11 protein-coding genes are annotated in these 18277 nt (G+C 58.8%); 6 read left to right on the forward strand and 5 right to left on the reverse strand.

Translation table 11 applies throughout. The features are described 5' to 3' along the window. Positions 1–80: 80 nt before the first annotated feature. The 4 genes from ABD819_RS05245 (at position 81) to ABD819_RS05260 (ending at position 7202) form a co-directional block, all read left to right on the forward strand. Positions 81–947: a nitrilase-related carbon-nitrogen hydrolase gene (locus ABD819_RS05245; protein ID WP_345121749.1), complete on the forward strand. Its 867-nt coding sequence runs from the start codon at positions 81–83 to the stop codon at positions 945–947. A gap of 154 nt (positions 948–1101) precedes the next feature. Then, on the forward strand, positions 1102–2427 hold the full coding sequence (locus tag ABD819_RS05250; protein ID WP_345121751.1) for an FAD-dependent oxidoreductase: 1326 nt from the start codon (positions 1102–1104) through the stop codon (positions 2425–2427). 82 nt (positions 2428–2509) lie between these two features. Beyond that, positions 2510–3898: an NAD-dependent dihydropyrimidine dehydrogenase subunit PreA gene (gene preA, locus ABD819_RS05255; RefSeq protein ID WP_345121753.1), complete on the forward strand. Its 1389-nt coding sequence runs from the start codon at positions 2510–2512 to the stop codon at positions 3896–3898. A 511-nt stretch (positions 3899–4409) separates the two neighbouring features. Continuing rightward, positions 4410–7202: a TonB-dependent receptor gene (locus ABD819_RS05260; protein WP_345121755.1), complete on the forward strand. Its 2793-nt coding sequence runs from the start codon at positions 4410–4412 to the stop codon at positions 7200–7202. Between the two features lie 78 nt (positions 7203–7280). Here the strand turns inward: ABD819_RS05260 and ABD819_RS05265 are convergent, their stop codons facing one another. Next, a complete protein-coding gene (locus ABD819_RS05265) occupies positions 7281–8423 on the reverse strand; it encodes an XdhC family protein (protein ID WP_345121757.1) in 1143 nt (380 codons plus the stop codon). A gap of 122 nt (positions 8424–8545) precedes the next feature. Between ABD819_RS05265 and ABD819_RS05270 the strand changes: the two genes are divergently transcribed. Beyond that, a complete protein-coding gene (locus ABD819_RS05270; RefSeq protein ID WP_345121791.1) occupies positions 8546–8776 on the forward strand; it encodes an NAD(+)--rifampin ADP-ribosyltransferase in 231 nt (76 codons plus the stop codon). A 53-nt stretch (positions 8777–8829) separates the two neighbouring features. Further along, complete coding sequence (locus ABD819_RS05275) at positions 8830–9291, forward strand: hypothetical protein (protein ID WP_345121760.1); 462 nt, start codon at positions 8830–8832, stop codon at positions 9289–9291. 115 nt (positions 9292–9406) lie between these two features. Here ABD819_RS05275 and ABD819_RS05280 read toward each other — a convergent pair whose 3' ends face one another. The 4 genes from ABD819_RS05280 to ABD819_RS05295 form a co-directional block, all read right to left on the reverse strand. Then, positions 9407–10852 carry a TolC family protein gene (locus tag ABD819_RS05280; RefSeq protein WP_345121793.1) on the reverse strand — a complete coding sequence of 482 codons (1446 nt, stop codon included), beginning with the start codon at positions 10850–10852 and terminating at the stop codon, positions 9407–9409. A 191-nt stretch (positions 10853–11043) separates the two neighbouring features. Beyond that, complete coding sequence (locus ABD819_RS05285) at positions 11044–14232, reverse strand: efflux RND transporter permease subunit (protein ID WP_345121762.1); 3189 nt, start codon at positions 14230–14232, stop codon at positions 11044–11046. A 193-nt stretch (positions 14233–14425) separates the two neighbouring features. After that, positions 14426–15511, reverse strand: coding sequence for an efflux RND transporter periplasmic adaptor subunit (locus tag ABD819_RS05290; RefSeq protein WP_345121764.1), 1086 nt, complete (start codon positions 15509–15511; stop codon positions 14426–14428). A gap of 490 nt (positions 15512–16001) precedes the next feature. Continuing rightward, on the reverse strand, positions 16002–18242 hold the full coding sequence (locus tag ABD819_RS05295; RefSeq protein ID WP_345121766.1) for a xanthine dehydrogenase family protein molybdopterin-binding subunit: 2241 nt from the start codon (positions 18240–18242) through the stop codon (positions 16002–16004). Positions 18243–18277: the final 35 nt, after the last annotated feature.

Raw genomic sequence — 18277 nt, forward strand, 5'->3', positions numbered from 1 at the left:
TGTCCAAAAGACTTCGCGAAACTTAATTTAAAACCTCGCGAGACCTTGCGCGAATTGCAACTCTCACTTATCAAAAAACGATGCCCAGAATAATTAAATCCGGCCTCATCCAGATGAGTCTGCCGATGACCGAAGGTGAAGGCACCATTCAGGAAATTATGCAGGCGATGGAAGCCAAGCACATTCCGCTGATTGAGGAGGCCGGCCGCCAGGGCGTGCAAATCCTCTGTTTGCAGGAGATTTTCAACACACCCTATTTCTGTCCCGGCCAGGACAAAGCCTGGTACGCCTCGGCCGAAGCCGTGCCCGGCCCGACCACCGAGCGCATGGCCGAGTATGCCAAAAAATACAACATGGTGATGATTGTGCCCGTGTACGAGCGCGAAGCCGCCGGCTTCCTCTACAACACTGCCGCCGTGATTGACGCCGACGGCACCTACCTCGGTAAATACCGCAAAAACCACATTCCCCACACCACCGGCTTCTGGGAGAAATTCTTCTTTAAGCCCGGTAACCTGGGCTATCCCGTGTTCCAGACCAAATACGCCAAAATTGGCGTCTATATCTGCTACGACCGCCACTTCCCCGACGGGGCCCGCGTGCTGGGCCTGAACGGGGCCGAAATCGTGTACAATCCCTCGGCTACCGTGGCCGGCCTCTCCCAATACCTCTGGAAGCTGGAGCAGCCCGCCCACGCGGCCGCCAACGGCTACTTTATGGGCTGCATCAACCGCGTCGGCGAGGAGAAACCCTGGAACCTGGGCCGTTTCTACGGCACCTCGTATTTCGTGGACCCGCGCGGCCAGATTATCGCGCAGGCCGACGAATACAAGGACGAACTGCTGATTGCCGAATTTGACCTCGACATGATTGAAGAAGTGCGCAACACCTGGCAGTTCTTCCGCGACCGCCGCCCCGAAACCTACGAGAAGCTGGTGGAACTGTAGGCGCTTGATAATAGCCCGTCATGCCGAGCGCAGCCGAGGCATCTCGCGTATGATAGTAATTCAATCATTGAACGATGCGAGCGAGATGCCTCGGCTGCGCTCGGCATGACAGGCTTTGTTTCTTAAAAAAAACTCCGAATTACCCCGCCCATTCATGGCCGAATTTTCTACACCCACCACCGAGCAGCAATTCGCGGAAAATTTCGCGCAATTGAAACCGGCAATGAACCGCACCGAGGCGCTTTTTGAAAGCTCCCGCTGCCTGTTTTGCTTCGATGCGCCGTGCATTAAGGCGTGCCCTTCGGGGATTGATATCCCGCAGTTTATTCGCCAGATAAATTCGGGTAATGAAACCGGCTCGGCGCGTACTATCTACGAGGCGAACTACTTCGGGAATGCCTGCGGCAAAGTATGCCCCACCGAAGTGTTGTGTGAGGGCGCGTGCGTGTATAACCTGCAGGACGTGAAGCCAATTGAGATTGGCCGGCTGCAGAGCTACGCTACCACCAAGGTGATAAAAAGCGGCCAAAAGCTGTTTGGGCCGGGGGTGGATAACGGGAAAAATGTGGCCGTGATTGGGGCCGGGCCAGCCGGTATTTCGGCCGCCTGCGAGCTGCGGCTGCTGGGTTATTCGGTCGATGTTTTTGAGGCTAAAGCGCAGCCTTCGGGGCTCACGGTGTATGGGGTGGCTCCGTACAAAATCACTAACGAAGAAACGCTGGCCGAAATGGCCTATTTGCAGGCGCAATTCGGTTACGCGGTCCACTACAATTCGCCCATTAATTCGCGCGAAGAACTGGCCGGACTGGAAAATAAATACGACGCTATTTTTCTCGGTATTGGCCTGGGTAAAACCAACGAGCTGGGCCTGCCGGGCGAGGATAAAATCAATTGCACGGGCGCGGTTGAATTTATTTCAGAATTGCGCCAGTACCACCACGAGGTGGCGGTGGGCCGCAAGGTAATTGTACTGGGTGGCGGCAACACTGCGATGGATGCCGCTTCGGAATCTTCGCGGCTGGGCGCAGATAATGTGATTCTCGCTTACCGCCGGGCCAAAGAGGAAATGGGCGCGTATGATTTCGAGTATGACCTGGCCAAAAGCGTAGGAGTGAAGGGCTTATTCAACGTAGCTCCACTCGAAATTATGGGCAACGGCTATGTTTCCGGCGTAAAATTTATTCGTACGGCGACCACCGATGGCAAAGTGCATGAAATTGCCGGCTCCGAATTCATCGAGCCCTGCGACATGGTGATTAAAGCCACGGGCCAGACTAAGCAAACCGAGTTTCTGCGCCTGATTCCGGGCCTGGAAATAGACGGCAAGGGTCGCATCGTGGCCAATGCCCACACCGGACAAACCACCAACCCGCAATATTTTGCCTCGGGCGACGCCTGGAACGGCGGGGCCGAAGTGGTGAACGCCGCCGCCGAGGGCAAGCTCACGGCGCGGGGCATTCACGCTTATTTGAGCAAGTAGCGCGGACTTTGTAGTCCGCGAGTTGAGCCTTTTTACTTCATTTTGACAGCCAAACGCGGACTACAAAGTCCGCGCTACTGATATGCCCGACCTCTCCATCAATTTCGCCGGCATTAAATCGCCGAATCCTTTTTGGCTGGCTTCGGCCCCGCCCACCAATTCCGGCTACCAGATTATGAAGGCGTTCGATGCCGGCTGGGGCGGGGCGGTGTGGAAAACGCTGGGCGTGCCCGTCGTGAACGTATCGAGCCGCTACGGCGGCGTGAACTACCGCGACAAGCGCCTGGTGGGCTTTAATAACATCGAGCTGATTTCGGACCGCCCGCTGGCCGACAACCTGCGCGAGATTGAGGAAGTGAAAAAGCGCTTTCCCAACCACGCCGTCATTGCCTCGCTGATGGTGCAAACGCGCCAGGAGTGGCACGACATCGTGCGCCAGAGCCAGGACGCGGGGGCCGACGGCTTCGAGCTGAACTTTGGCTGCCCGCACGGCATGTGCGAGCGCGGCATGGGCTCGGCGGTGGGGCAGGAGCCCAAGGTGCTCCAGATGATTGTGGAGTGGGTGATGGAAGTGGCCACCAAGCCCGTCATCGTGAAGCTCACGCCCAACATTTCCGACATTACTGAACCCGCCCTGGCCGCCCGGCGCGGGGGCGCGGATGCCATTTCGCTCATTAATACCATTCAGAGCATCGTAGGGGTTGATTTGGACCAGTTCGCGCCGTACCCCATCGTGGATGGCAAGGGCACCAACGGCGGCTACTGCGGCCCGGCCGTGAAGCCCATTGCCCTGAACATGGTGAAAAACTGCGCCCAGCACCCCGATATTCAGCTGCCCATCTCGGGTATCGGGGGCATCGAAACCTGGCGCGACGCGGTGGAGCATATTCTGCTGGGCGCGAGCAGCGTGCAGGTGTGCACGGCGGCCATGCACTACGGTTTCGGCATTATCCGGGAAATGACTTCGGGCCTGGAGCAGTACATGGTCGAGAAGGGCTTCAACACCATTTACGACATGGTGGGCAAGGCCCTGCCCAACGTGCTGCACTGGCAGGACCTGAACATGAAGTACAAGGTGACGGCCAACATTCACGCCGAAAAGTGCATTGGCTGCCAGCTGTGCTACACGGCCTGCGAAGACGGGGCGCACCAGGCCATTCGGCTGAATGCCGGCACCCGCGTGCCCGAAATCATCGAGGAAAACTGCGTGGGCTGCAACCTCTGCTCGCTGGTGTGCCCCGTCGAGGAGTGCATCACCATGGACCGTACCGACGACGGCACCCAGCACCTCACCTGGAAGGAGCGCACCGAAGCCGGCACCGCACCCACCGAATTCAACGACGAAAAGGCCGGCGGCCGCCACCATTGGGTGCCCGAGCCCAGCGCCGCTCTCGGCAAGGAGCGCCACAAAACCCTGCCCGGCAAGGCCCGCGTGTATGCCGGCGAAACGAAAGCACCAGCCGAGGCCTAAGCAAGGGGTTGAATTCAGCAAAAAAAGTCCTCTGTCGAAGCGTCGACGGAGGACTTTTTTTGATGGCCTTTCATGGCTGCGCTTCGCTTTGGTAGTGGCGTTTGCGCTCATTAGTGTTTTTACCCCCGCAGCCAAAACACTGGTTGTGGTACCAATATTATTTGGGCGGCAGCAAGAATAGTAAAATTAAACTTTATTGTTTTCTGCAAACGATTGCGAAAGAATTATACCGTGCTTGATGGATAATAATGGCATCACAGCTTAGAATAGCAGTGCTGCCTGATTAAGGGTGTTGAGGGAGGTCTTTTTCTGATGGATTATCGGGTTAAATATTTACGAGATAAGCTATGGCATGCTGGGTCAAGCATGGGTGGTGTTAATAATTGCATAACACTTGGCAAGTTTTTTCGCAGTTTCATCGGGCGTTTTCAGCGTTCTGGCGAATATTTCCTATTGCTCAGTCGGTGACCCGTAATTTTAACTTTTCTAATATTGACAAATAATTTTACGAATGCGTAATATCTATTCTGCTTTGGTGGTGGCGGCGGTTCTGCCCGTTGCGCAGCTTGCTGCCGCTCCTGTTGGGGCCGCCCCGCCCCGACACTCAGCTGCTAAACCGGTTGCCAAACATAAGGGGGCCCACACGGCCCCCGACCCCACGGGCTCCCACATCGGTGGCGCCGTATCTACAAATGCCGGCGACCCGCTGCCGGGGGCCACGGTCTTTATCAAAGGCACCTACATCGGCACGAGTACCAACCAGGATGGGCGTTTCGACCTGAACGGCTCGTTTGCCAATGGCCCGGTAGAGCTCGTTGTGTCCTATGTGGGCTACGAAACTCAGTCGGTGGTGCTGCAAAAGCCCGAAGACCAGCTCAGTGTATCGTTGGTGCCCAGTGCCAATATGCTGAATGAAACCGTAGTTTCGGCCTCGCGGGTGGAGGAGGATATCATGCGCGCCCCGGTCACGATTGACAAGGTTTCGGCTAAGCAGGTCGAGCGCATCAGCACGCCGGAAGTGCTGGCGGGCCTGGGCAACCTGGCCGGTATCGACGTGAATTCGGCGTCGATGCTGTTCACCAGCATCAGCACGCGGGGCTTCAACACGGCCAAGTCGGAGCGCGTGATTCAGCTGGTCGATTACATGGATACGGCGCTGCCGTCGCTCAACCTGAGCCCGGGCAACATGGTGGGCATTCCGGAGCTCGACATGGAAAGCATTGAAATCGTGCACGGTCCGGCCTCGGCGCTCTACGGCTCGAACGCGCTGAGCGGCGTGGTGCTCTTCAACTCGAAAGACCCGTTTGTGTACGAGGGCCTGAGCGTGCGCCTGCGCGGCGGCCAGCGCAGCCTGCTCGATGGCCAGCTGCGCTACGCCCACAAGATTACCGAAAAGCTGGCCTTTAAGGTGAATGCCAGCTACTTCCGGGCCAACGACTGGATTGCCAGCAACTTCAATGCCCAGACTTCTTCGACCAATCCGGCCGGGTCGCCGTTGGGGTACGATGCCGTGAACCGCTACGGCGAGCTGGATTTGACGTTTGCGCCCTTCCCCGGCGTCAACCCGGAGCTTTACGGCAAGCGGGCCTACATGCCCGGCTACACCGAGCGCGAGCTGGTGGCCGGCGACACCATCACCCGCTCCTATCGCGTGCAGGGGGCGCTGTCCTACCTCATCAACGACGACCTGAAACTGACGTTTGAAGCCAAGCGCGGGGTGGGCACGTCGACTTACCAGAACCTGAGCCGCTTCCGCATTAAGGACCTGGGCACCGACCAGTACCGGCTGGAGCTGAAAAGCTCGAAAGGCTTTATCCGGGCCTACACGACGGAGGACTTTACGGGCAGCACCTACGAGCTGACCCAGTTGAGCACCAAGCTGCTGCAATCGAAGGTGAACCCGGCCAACCCGCAGTCGCCGACCTACTACCAGCAATATTTCGGCACCTACAACGGGGCCTATACCTTCGCCCGGCAGGTGGGTAGGCAGCCGGTGGATATGGCCCTGGCTACGGCGCAAGCCGCAGCCAATGCCACGCTGCCACAGGCCGGAAGCGGCGTATATAATTCGTTGCGCGACCGCATTGCTAATGACAACAGCCCCACCACCGGTGCCGGCCAGAATTTCAATTCGCGCCTGAGCGACGTGAGTGCCCAGCGCAACTTCGAGCTGGGCAGCCCCAAAACGGGCCTTATCGTGGGCGCGGCCTACCGGCGCTACCTGCTGGGCTCGGGCGGCGTGCTCTTTGCTGATTTGGACGGTAACCGCATCCCGAACTACGAGTATGGGGCGTATTCGCAGATTACGCACGCGCTGCTCGACGGCCACCTGAAGCTGGCCGCCGCTGGCCGGGTCGACTTTTTCAAGAACTTCAACCCCGCATTCTCGCCCCGCGTGGCCGCCGTGTACTCGCTGGGAGCCCGCAACGAGCATAACTTCCGCGCCAGCTACGGGCAGGCCTTCCGCAGCCCTTCGCAAACCGACCAGTACCTGCGCTCCGACGTGAATTCGTTCATCCTCCTCGGCAACATTGGCAATGGTTTCCAGGGCTACGGCTTCACCGATGCGCAGGGCCGCACCTACAACCCCTTCGACCCCTCGATGAAGCTCAAGGACTTCGAAATCAGCATCGATAAGCTCCGTCTGGAGCGCGTAAATACGATTGAGGTGGGCTACAAAGGTGCGATTCTGCCCAACGTGTACGTGGATGCCAGCTACTTCAACAGCCGCTACAACGACTTTATCGGCGGTACTGCCTTTGTGGGCAACGTGAACGGCAGCCGGCCCACCGAAGCTCAGGTACAAACCGCGGCTACCACGCCCGCTGGATTTAGCACGCCCGAAGCCCGCATCATCTTCGTGTCGCAGAACAACAGCCAGGTGGTGCGTACCCAGGGTGCCACCTTCGCCCTGACCTATTACCTGAACAAAGGGCTGAACCTGACCGGCAACTACTCGCTCAACGTGCTCGACCGCAGCAACCTGCCCATCGGCTTCCGCACCTACTTCAACACGCCCAAGCACAAATACAACCTGGGCGCCAACGGCATCGTGCTGAAAAACCTGACCTACTCGGTGAACTACCGCTGGATTCAGGGCCACCAGCAGGAAATGCCCTTCGCCGCCGGCGATATCCAGACCTACCGCACCACCGATGCCTACGTGGGCTACACCATCCCCAAGCTGGCCTCCACGCTGCAAGTTGGTGGCTCGAACATTTTCAACGAAGGCAATATTCAGATTATCGGAGGCCCGCAAATCGGCCGCCTGATTTACCTGGGCCTGCTGGTAAACGTGAAATAGGGCGCCTACCCTTTGGTGCAAAAAAGCGGCCCGCGTCATCCGACGCGGGCCGCTTTTTTTGTTGGTCGAGCCGAGGATTTATAGCCCCGCAACCGGCATAGCCAGCGCCGGGGCGTGTACCGTGCCGGCCCGCTCCCGCAGCGGCCGGCCGTTGCGCTGGTGCCGGCGGGCCTGAATTTCGGCCACGATGGCCAGCGCAATTTCCTCCGGCGTTTCGCTGCCCAAATCCAGTCCAATTGGGCTGTATAGGCGGTTTTGCAGCACGTCGGCCGTTTCGCTTTCCGTTAATTCCAGCTCCTCGAGCAGCCGCCCGGCTTTGGCGCGGGGGCCGAGCAGGCCGATGTAGGGCGCGGCCGTGGGCAGCAGCGTTTGCAGCGCGGCGAGGTCATAGGCGTAGTTGTGGCTGAGCAGCACGTGGTACGCGCCCGCATCCGGTACCTGCATTTCCAGTTCGCGCACCGGCATAATACGTACTGCCGCCGCTTCCGGGAAGCGCGCCGCCGTGGCCAGATTGGGCCGGCCATCCATCACCGTAATATGCCAGCCCAGCGAGGCGGCCAGGTGCACCAACGGCTGAGCATCGTTGCCGGCCCCATATACTACCAGGCGCAACGGCGGCACCAGCACCTCCAGCAGCGCCCGCACCGGGCCGGCATCGGTTTCAATATCGAGCACCTGCGAGAGGCCCTGCGCCAGGGTGGCGCGAGCGGCTTCGGCCAGCGGGCCGGCCAGCAGGGGAGTGCCGCGCAACGCGCCGGTGGCCGAAAGCAGCACCCGCTGCCCCACGGCCGCTTTCAGCCCCGAGGCATCGGTTTCGAACACGGTGGCGAGCACGGCCGGCTCGGGGTGCCGGGCGAAGCCGCGCAGCAGCTCAATAGGGTTGTCCGGCGCGGCAAAATCCAGCGGCTCCAGCAGGATGCGTACCACGCCCTGGCAGCCGGGACCGAGGCCGTGGCGCGGGTCGTCCTCGTCGCGGGTGTCGTAAGTCACCAGCGCGGGCTGGCCCCGAAAAATGGCCTGGCGCGCCCGTTGGCGGGCATCACCCTCCAGGCATCCCCCACTAATGGCCCCGGTCAGCTCGCCGTCTTCCGTCACGAGCATGCGGGCACCGGGGCGGCGGTAGGCCGAGCCCAGTACTTCGACCACCGTGGCCAGGGCGCAGGGCCGGGCCATGGCGCGGTGCCGGTCGTAGGCGAGGAGCAGGCGTTGCAGTTCAGTCATAGGTCAGGCGTTGGCTGACGGAAATACGCCCGGAGGCGGGGCGGGGTTATGATAACCCAGTGCCAATGGGGGTGGTTTTGGGTCGGCCTCCAGCGGTAGCATTTTCTGAGCTGTCAGACGAGATGTTCAGCTACAGTTGGGTAAATCGCCTCCCCAACAATCAGGCGACCACGGGAACGGACCAGCATGAGGAGCTATCTGGCAATCCCACCAAGTCCTGCCGTTCCAAAAGTCCGCTCCGGGTAACCGGGGAAGTCACCGATTGGCAGGGAAACTCCCCCGAACAGCTCAACGCCATGAAGGAGCACCTTGAGCGACTGAAGAAACTTGGGATTGAGGCGATTGAGGATTGATGTAAATTCCGAAATTAAATTACCTTCAACTTACATTACAGTACTTAGAAACGATGACAGTTGAAGAAGTAAAGAAGGTTTTGAAAGCATTAGAACGAAAAATGTACGGTTACAATTACGAAGTGCATTTTGAAGTACAAGTTCTTGACAATTGTGAAACAATAGATGAAGTATGCAGAAAATTAAGTGTAAAGTATACTGATGACAGATTCTGTAAGGTATATCCCAAATTAACCAATGAACTACATTTGTGGGAATCAATTAGCTACGGCTTTGCATATCGTGGAGACGATGCAGCAGGATTGAAGTTAACTGGTGAAAAAGAAGAACTTTTGTTGATAGAAGAGAAAAAAGTCGAATTGTTCATTCAGCAATATCTTACGAATACAACAGAGATATTCAATTATCCTGATGAATCAGATATGCCGTATGTTTTCCTGTTCTGGGGCTATTCATTTATCCTTTTTAATATTAATGGAAAATCCCTTTTTATTAATGGGATATCGATTGATTAATTGAAAATGGTTTTTTGCGCTTGTTCTTCTTCAACCCAAAACTCCCCGCAACGAATTCGTTGCGGGGCGTTTCTCTATGCGGCAATAGTTGCTTCAGCTACTTCGCGGGGCCTGATTACTTCCAGCCGCCGCCTAGGGCCCGGTACACATTCACCGAGGCGTTGAGCTGCTGCATGCGGGTTTCGATGAGGTCGAATTTCGATTCCAGGGCTTCGCGCTGGGTGAAGAGAACTTCCGTGTAGTCGGCGCGGGCGTAGCGGAAGAGGCTGTTGGAAATTTCCACCGATTGGTTGAGGGCTGCTACTTCCCTGGCTTTCGCGTCGTAGCTCTGGGCCAGGTTGCTGATGCTTGATACTTGGTTCGATACCTCCACGTAGGCATTCAGCACGCTCTTTTCGTAGCGGTACGCGGCCTGGGTTTGCAGGGCGTTGGCGTTGTAGTAGAATGCCTTGATGCCGTTGCGGTTGAACAGCGGGCCGGCCAGGTCAGCGCCCAGCGCATAGAGCAACGACTGGGGCGAGGATACCAGCAGGCCGGGCGTGAATGCCGCCAGCCCGACGCCACCCGTGAGGCCCAGCGAGGGATAAAAGTTAGCCCGGGCTACCTGCACGTCAATTTTGGCGGCGGCCAGCTGCTGCTCGGCCTGGCGGATATCGGGGCGGTTGGCCAGCAGCTGCGCGGGCGAACCGGCCTGAATGGTTGCCGGCAACCGGTCGTTGAACGCCTGCGCGTTGCGGGCCACCGGCTGCGGGTAGCGGCCGGCCAGGTAGTTCAGCCGGTTCTCGGTTTCGACGATGCTTTGCTGAAGCTTGAACTGCAGGGCGCGGGTGTGCTGTACCTGGGCCTCGAAGCGTTTCACGGCCAGCTCGGTGGTGCGGGCCGATTCCTTCTGGAATTTCACCAGCTCCAGCGCATTGCTCTGAATGCCAATGTTCTGCTTCACGATGGTCAGCTGATTATCGTAGGCCAGCAGCTCGTAGTACGAGTTGGCAATCTCGGCAATCAGGTTGGTCACCATGAAGTTTTTGCCTTCCACGGTGGCCAGGTAGCGGATGGCTGCCGCCTTTTTGGCATTGCGCAGCTTGTGCCAGATATCGACCTCCCAGGTGGCAAACGCGCCCAGCTGAAAGTTGGTGAGCGGGTCGGGCGTGCGGCGGCCTTCCTTGATGTCAATATTCTCCTCGGTCGCGCCTTGCAGCGTGTATTTGCCCACTTTCTCCACGTCGGCCCGGGCACCGAGGCGCACGAAGGGCAGGTATTCGCCCTGGCGGGCGCGGATTTCGTTGCGGGCAATCTCGATTTCCTGGAGCGTTATATTCAGTTCCTGATTGTTTTGCAGGGCGGTTTCAATGAGGCCTTGCAGGTTGGGGTCGGTAAAAAACTGCTTCCACTGGAGTCGGCCGGTGTTGGTGCTGTCGAGGGCAGCGGCGGCGGCGGTAGAATAGCTGGCCGGTGCATTGCGGCTTTCGTTCTTCACCACCAACTCGGGCGTTTTGCAGGCACCCAAGGCGAGGGCCAGGCTGGCCGCGCCGAGACATTGATATAATCGTTTCTTAAGCATAATGAGCTTGATTTCTTCAGGTTTCACGCGTTGCTGGCGCGCGTCTGCGACGCGCTGCCGGCTGGCATCGAGCCTGTGGCTCGGATATCGGGATTGTTGGTGGCCGTAGGCGGCGGGTTGTTCTCTCCCGAGCCACAGGCTCGAACCCAGTAGGCACGCGTCACAGACGCGCGCCAGCTATCCGGGGTCCACTAGGCGTAAGGCTCCAGTTCTTCCAGTTTCACGCGAGGCTCCACGCCTTCGAGGATAGGCGACTCGTTTTCGTCGCGAATCAGTTTGTTATCGCCGGCCAGGGTGCCGAAGAAGTAGTACAGGCCGGGGATGATGATTACCCCGAAAACGGTGCCGAACAGCATGCCGCCGAGCGCCGAGCTACCAATAGTCCGGTTGCCGATGGCCCCCGCGCCGGTAGCCACCACCAGCGGAATCAGGCCGGCGATAAAGGCGAACGACGTCATCAGAATCGGGCGGAATCGCACTTTGGCACCTTCGATGGCCGCGTCGCGCACGGACATGCCTTCCTCGTGTTTCAGGGCCGCGAACTCCACAATCAGTACCGCGTTTTTACCCAGCAGACCTACCAGCATCACGAGGCCCACCTGGGCGTAGATGTCGTTGGCCAGGCCCGTGAGCTTGATGAACAGGAACGACCCGAACACGCCCGCTACCAGCGAGAAAATAACGGCCAGCGGCAGCAGGAAGCTCTCGTACTGCGCGGCCAGCACCAGGTACACGAACACCAGCACGACCAGGAAAATCACCGTCGATTCGTTGCCCCGACCCACTTCGTCTTTCGACAGCCCGCCCCAGTCGATGTCGTAACCGTGGGGCAGGCCCTTGGCCACTTCCTGCACCGCTTTCAGGGCCTCGCCCGAGCTGTAGCCGGCGGCGGCCCCGCCCCGGATGGAGGCAGTGGTGTACATGTTGTAGCGGTTGATTTCGTTGGCGCCCTGCGACTTCACGATTTTCATGAAGGCCGAGAACGGCACCATTTCGCCCTTGTCGTTCTTGGCCCACATGTTCAGGATGTCCTCCGGCAGCTTCCGGTACTCCGGCGAAGCCTGCACATACACCTTGAAAAAGCGCTGATATTTGATGAAGCCCAGCTCGTAAGTCGAGCCCACCATGATAGACAGCGTGTTCATGGCGTTGCCGATGCTCACGCCCTTCTGCATGGCCAGCTCGTTGTCAATCTTGAGCTCGTACTGCGGATAATCGGCTGAGAAGAAGGTGAACAGGCCCGCCAATTCTTTGCGTTTTTTCAGCTCGCCCATGAACTCCTCGTTCACTTTTTCCAGCGCTTTATAGTCGCCCGAGTTGGTTTTATCGAGTAATTGCAGCTGGAAACCACCCGCCGCGCCGTAGCCCGGCACGGCCGGCGGCTCGAAGAATTCGATGGTCGCGCCGGGAATCTGCTTCGCCTTGCGCTCCAGGTTTTCGATGATTTCGGCAATGGATTCCTTGCGCTCCGACCACGGCTTGAGGTCGAGCAGCAGGGTGCCGGCGTTCGAGCCGCGTCCTTCGGTAAGTACCTCGTAGCCAGCCAGCGAGGAGATGTTGGCCACGCCGGGAATGTCCTTTGCCAGGCTGGCCAGGCGCTGCGACACGGCGTTGGTCTGCTCCAGGGTGGTGCCGGGCGGCGTCTGCACGATGGCGTAAATCAGGCCCTGGTCTTCGCTCGGAATGAAGCCGGCCGGCAGCTTGGCCGTGATGGCCCAGATGCCGAGGCCAAAGGCCAGCAGCATCCCGAAGGTGATGAGCCGGTTGGCCACAATGCGCGACAACAGGCCGGTATAGGCATTGGTCAGCCGCTCAAAGCCCCGGTTGAACCAGTCGAAAAAGCGCTGCATGGGCGTTTGCTTCTTGGGCTGGCCGTGGTGGTTCTTGAGAATCATGGCGCAAAGCACCGGCGTCAGAGTCAGAGCCACGATGCCCGAAATCACAATGGCCGTGGCCATGGTAATCGAGAACTGCCGGTAGAAAATGCCCACCGGGCCGCTCATGAACGATACCGGGATGAACACGGCCGTCATCATGATAGTGATGCCGATGATGGCCCCGCTGATTTCTCCAACTACTTGCCTGACTGCATTATAAGGTGATAGATGGTCTTTTTCCATCTTGGCGTGCACGGCCTCAATCACCACAATGGCGTTATCGACCACGATACCAATCGAGAGCACCAGCGCAAACAGCGTAATCATATTGATGGTGAGGCCGAAAGCCTGCATCGCCATGAACGAGCCCACCAGCGACACCGGCACGGCCAGCGCCGGAATCAGCGTCGAGCGCCAGTCGCCGAGGAACAGGAACACCACCAGGGCCACCAGAATAAAGGCGTCGCGCAGGGTGTGAATCACGTTCTCAATCGAGGCGTCGAGGAAGTTCGACACGTCGTAGGTGATTTTGTAGTCCATGCCCGGCGGGAAGGTCTTCTTCAGCTCATCCAGCTTGGCTTTCACCTCTTTAATTACGTCCGAGGCATTCGAACCGTAGGTCTGTTTGAGCACGATGGCCGCCGAGGGGTACTGGTTCAGGTTGGAATAGATGTCGTAGAATTCCGAGCCCAGCTCCACATTGGCCACGTCTTTCAGGTGCAGGCTTTCCCCGTTGGGGTTGGCCTTGAGAATGACGTTCTTATACTCATCTATTTCGTTGAAACGGCCCTTGTAGCTGAGCACATATTCCAGCGACTGCGCCTGTCCGCCGTCGGAGCGGCCGATGCGGCCCGGCGAGCCAATCACGCTCTGCTCATCGAGCGCCTTCATCACGTCATCAACCGAGATGTTGTAGGCGCGCATCCGGTCGGGCTTCAGCCAGATGCGCATAGCGTACTGCCGGCTGCCCAGAATGCTGGCCCGGCCAATGCCGCCCAGGCGCTGCAGCTCGGGTATCATGTTCACGCCGGCGTAATTGAACAGGTACTTCATGTCCGTATTCTTGTCTTTCGAGTACAAGTTCACGTACATCAGCATGTTAGGTACCACGCGGTTCACAATCACGCCCTCGCGCTGCACCAGTATCGGGAGGCGGTTGAGCACCTGCGCGATGCGGGTGTTCACGTTCACCACGGCCTGGTCGGGGTCGGTGCCCAGGTTGAACACAATCTGGATGTTGGCCTCGCCGGCGCTCACGGCATCAGAGGTCATGTATTTCATGCCCGGCACGCCGTTCACGGCCTGCTCCAGCGGAATCAGTACCGACTCGGTGAGCACCTTGGCGCTGGCACCGGGGTAGGCCGCGCTCACCATCACGAGCGGCGGCGAAATCTCCGGAAACTGCGACGTGGGCAATTTCATAATGGCCAGCCCGCCCATCAGCAGAATGACAACCGAAATAACAATGGCAAATACTGGCCTACGAATGAATTTACTAAACATATTCTGGCTGGTTTGATATTAGGAAAAGGCGTCGTGCGGGGCAAAGGCCGTCATGCTGAGCGCAGCCGAGGCATCTCTACCGCTTCGTTGCCGTGCTCGCGGGCAAACCTCACCCCCGGCCCCTCTCCAAAAGAGAGGGGAGCCAAGCGAAGCGGTAGAGATGCTTCGACAAGCTCAGCATGACGTGCTATCGTTACTCGCTGTACACCTTTAAATGCGAGATAACTGCCTGCGGGGCCTTGTAATCATAGCTTACTTTATCGCCGTCCTTCACCTTGCGCAGGCCTTCCAGCAGAATCCGGTCGGTGGCCGAAATGCCGGATTTGATGACGTATAAATCGGGCATTTCGGAGGCGATGTTGATTTCCCGCTGGTGCACCACGTTGCGCTTATCAACCACGAAGACGTACTTCTTCTCCAGAATCTCGAACGTGGCTTTCTGCGGGATAATCAGGGCGTGTTGCAGCGGCACGGTCATCAGCACGCTGCCGGTTTCGCCGTTGCGCAGCAGCCCGTTGGGGTTGGGGAAAGTGGCCCGGAAGGCGATGTTGCCGGTTTCGTTATTGAAATCAGCCTCAATGGTTTGCACCACGCCGGTCTGGTCGAATTCCTCGTTGTTGGCCATGCGCAGCTTCACGTGCGCCGCCTTGTCGTTGGATTTAGCGTGCTGCTTGTAAGCCAGATACTCTGCTTCCGGCACGTTGTAGTACACCCACATTTTGCTGTTGTCAGATAGCGTGGTCAGCAAATCGCCCTCGTCTATCAGGCTACCCAGCCGGCCCTGGAAGTGGTCCATAATGCCGCTGAACGGGGCCTTCACCGTCGTGAATTGCAGGTGCGTCCGGGCCAGCGACACGTCGGCGTTGGCCTTGTCGAACTTGGCCTGCGCCAGCGCCAGCTCACTGCCCGACACGATGTTCTTATCGGCCAGCTTCTTGGTGTTCTGGTATTCGAGGCCCACGTAATTGGCTTCGGCCTGCGACTTTCGCAACTCGGCCTGATACACCGTGGGCTTAATCTGAAACATGAGCTGCCCTTGCTGCACATGCTGCCCCTCGTCCACGTAAATCTTCTCCAGGTAGCCTTTTTCCAGGGCCCGCAGCTCAATGCGCTGAATGGAGTGAATCTGGGCGACGTACTCTTTGGTGATGGTCGTGTCGCGCTGCAAGGGGCTGGTGGCGACCAGCTTGATAGGCGCTTCTACTTCCTTTTTTTCTTCTGAGCAGCCAGTCGTGTAAAACAAGGCACTGCAGCTCAGCAGCACGAATACTTTTTTCATAAGGAACTGGGATGACGTAATACGCGGTTGGGCAAGCATAGTAAACTGTAATTCAAGTAAATAAGATGAGGTGCTGGCCTTGCCCGCGATGAATTTGGGGAGCCCGCGCCAGGCAGTGATGCTGGTCAGTGCCCCGTCGTCAGCCGGCAAACCTGCCGGGGCCAGCACAAGCCGAAAGCAGACATCCAAGGGTGGGAGGGGCGGTACTACACAGCTTGTATCGTGGGTTCACAGTACAAATTTGCCCCCGCCGGCATGAAGCGTAAATGAAGGTTTTAGGCCATACTTTTAATTCTCTCGCCTGCATTTACCGCGTTCAGAGGTGCTTGTGAGCTTCGACTGCGCGGACGCCAGATGAGCACTACGTTCCCGATACTTTCTCTACACGCCTTGAGCATATTGACCAAAGCAAAACGCCCCGCAACGAATTCGTTACGGGGCGTTTCTATTGAGGCGCTAGCTATTCCAGCACCTCACGGTGCTCCAGGTTCTACAGCAGCTTGTCAATCGTAATGGGCATGTCGCGCACGCGCTTGCCGGTGGCGTGGTAGATGGCGTTGGCCACGGCGGCGGCTACGCCCAGCATACCCACTTCGCCCAGACCTTTGATACCGAGGGGATTGACTTTGTCGTCTTCCTCGCTCACGAAGATTACGTCGATGTCGTGGATGTCGGCGTTGACGGGAATGTGGTATTCGGCGTAGTTGTGGTTCATGTAGCGGCCGAAGCGGTGGTCCATCACCGATTCCTCCATCAGGGCCGAGCCGATGCCCCAGACGACCGAGCCCAGGACCTGGCTGCGGGCCGTTTTGGGGTTGATGATGCGGCCGGCGGCCACGGCATTCACCACGCGGCTGACGTGCACGGTCATGAGGTCAGGGTCCACTTTCACCTCTACGAACACGGCGTTGTGGGCGTGCATAGAGTATCTCGGCGGCTTCAGCATTGCCAGCTTGGCGAGTACCGTGGAGTTTTCGGCCTCGATTCTGGGCTCACCACTGGCTTGCACGAGGTCGCGTAGGACCACGGCTTTCGTATCATCGGCGCGCAGGCGCAGCTGGCCGTTGGCAAACTGCACGTCGTCGATTTTGGCATCCTTGAAGGCCGGGTGGTCCATTTTTTGGGCCTGTTTCAGCAGGGCCTCGCCCAGCTTGGTGCAGGCCTCCACCACCGAGTTGCCCACCGAGGCGGCCGTCCAGGAGCCGCCTTGCAGGGGCGACTCGGGCAGCGTGGTATCGCCCAGCACGAAGGTGACGGCTTCGATGGGCAGTCCCATGCTTTCGGCCGCAATCTGCGTCATGATGGTGTAGGTGCCGGTACCGATTTCGTTGGTGCCGCTGCTCACGGTGAGGTGGCCGTCGGCGTCGAGGCTGGCGCGTACCGTGGCGGGCATCTTGGACGCATCCCACACGCCGCCGCCCATGCCCCAGCCCACCAGCAAGTTGCCGTCGCGCATCGAGCCGGGCTCGGCTGTGCGCCGCTCCCAGCCGAATTTGGCCGCGCCCTCGGCGTAGCACTTGCGCAGGGCCTTGCTGGAGTAGGGGAGGTTTTGGGTCTGGTCGAAATCGGAGTAATTGCGGATGCGGAATTCGAGCGGGTCGAGGCCAGCGGCGTAGGCCATTTCGTCCATCGCAATTTCCAGCGCGATGGAGCCCGAGGCCGCGCCGGGGGCCCGCATATCGAGCGGGGAGTATACATCGAGCTTGCTAAGGCGGTAGCCCAGCTCCACGTTTTTGCAGTCGTAGAGCATCCCGGACCAGCCCACCACGTTTTCGGTGAAATCCTCAAACCGCGAGGTTTCGGCCACGGCGAAGTGGTTGATACCGGTGAGCGAGCCGTCGGCGGCGGTGGCCAGGGCAACGTGCTGCAAGGTTTCGGGCCGGTGGCCGAAGCTGAACATCTGCTCGCGGGTGAGCGACACGCGTACCGAGCGCTCGAGCTGCAACGAAGCCATCACGGCCAGAAACAGCTGGTATTGGGGCCGCAGGCCCGAGCCGAAGCCGCCGCCGGTGTACTTCGAAATCACCCGCGCCTGCTCCTTGCTCAGCCCGAAAATATTCTTGACTACCTGCTGGCTATTAAAAACGCCCTGCGTTTTGTCGTAGATAGTCAGGTTCTTATCCCCGAGCCATTCGACCGTGGTGGCGAACATCTCCATCGGGTTGTGGTGCTGGGCGTGGTGCGAATACCGCGCCTCCATATGGGCCACGCCCGCCTTCCAACCCTTGCCAAAGTTGCCGCGCGACTTCGGCGGCTGGTAGCCGGCCTTGCCGCTGCCGGGCTCGTAGGCTTCGTCAATGTGCTTGGTTAGCTCGGTTTCATGCGCTTCCTGCTCATACTCAATGTGCAGGATGGAGGCAGCGTAGCGGGCCAGCTCAAAGGTGTCGGCCACCACCAGCGCCACCGGTTGCAGGCTATACTTGATTTCGGCATCGTGCAGCGGTCGGAAGGGCGAGCCGCCGGGGGCAATCTGGTCCTTATAGCTGCGGTCGAGGATGGCGTAATGCGGCACGTTCTCGTGCGAAAAAACCTGCTGCACGCCGGGCAGCGCCAGCACCGGGGCACTGTCGATTTTCGTGATTTTGCCCTTGGCAATCGGGCTGCTCACCACGTAGCCGTAGAGCAGGTTGGGCACGCTGAACTCGGCGGCGTACTTGGCGGTGCCGGCCACTTTGGCCGGGCCGTCGACGCGGCTGGTGGGTTTGCCGATGTAGTCGGTTTGGAGAGTCATGGGATTTCGGGGCGAAGGGCGGTGGGAAGTGATTC

This window comes from Hymenobacter antarcticus (assembly GCF_039539545.1).
GTDB classification, from domain to species: domain Bacteria; phylum Bacteroidota; class Bacteroidia; order Cytophagales; family Hymenobacteraceae; genus Hymenobacter; species Hymenobacter antarcticus.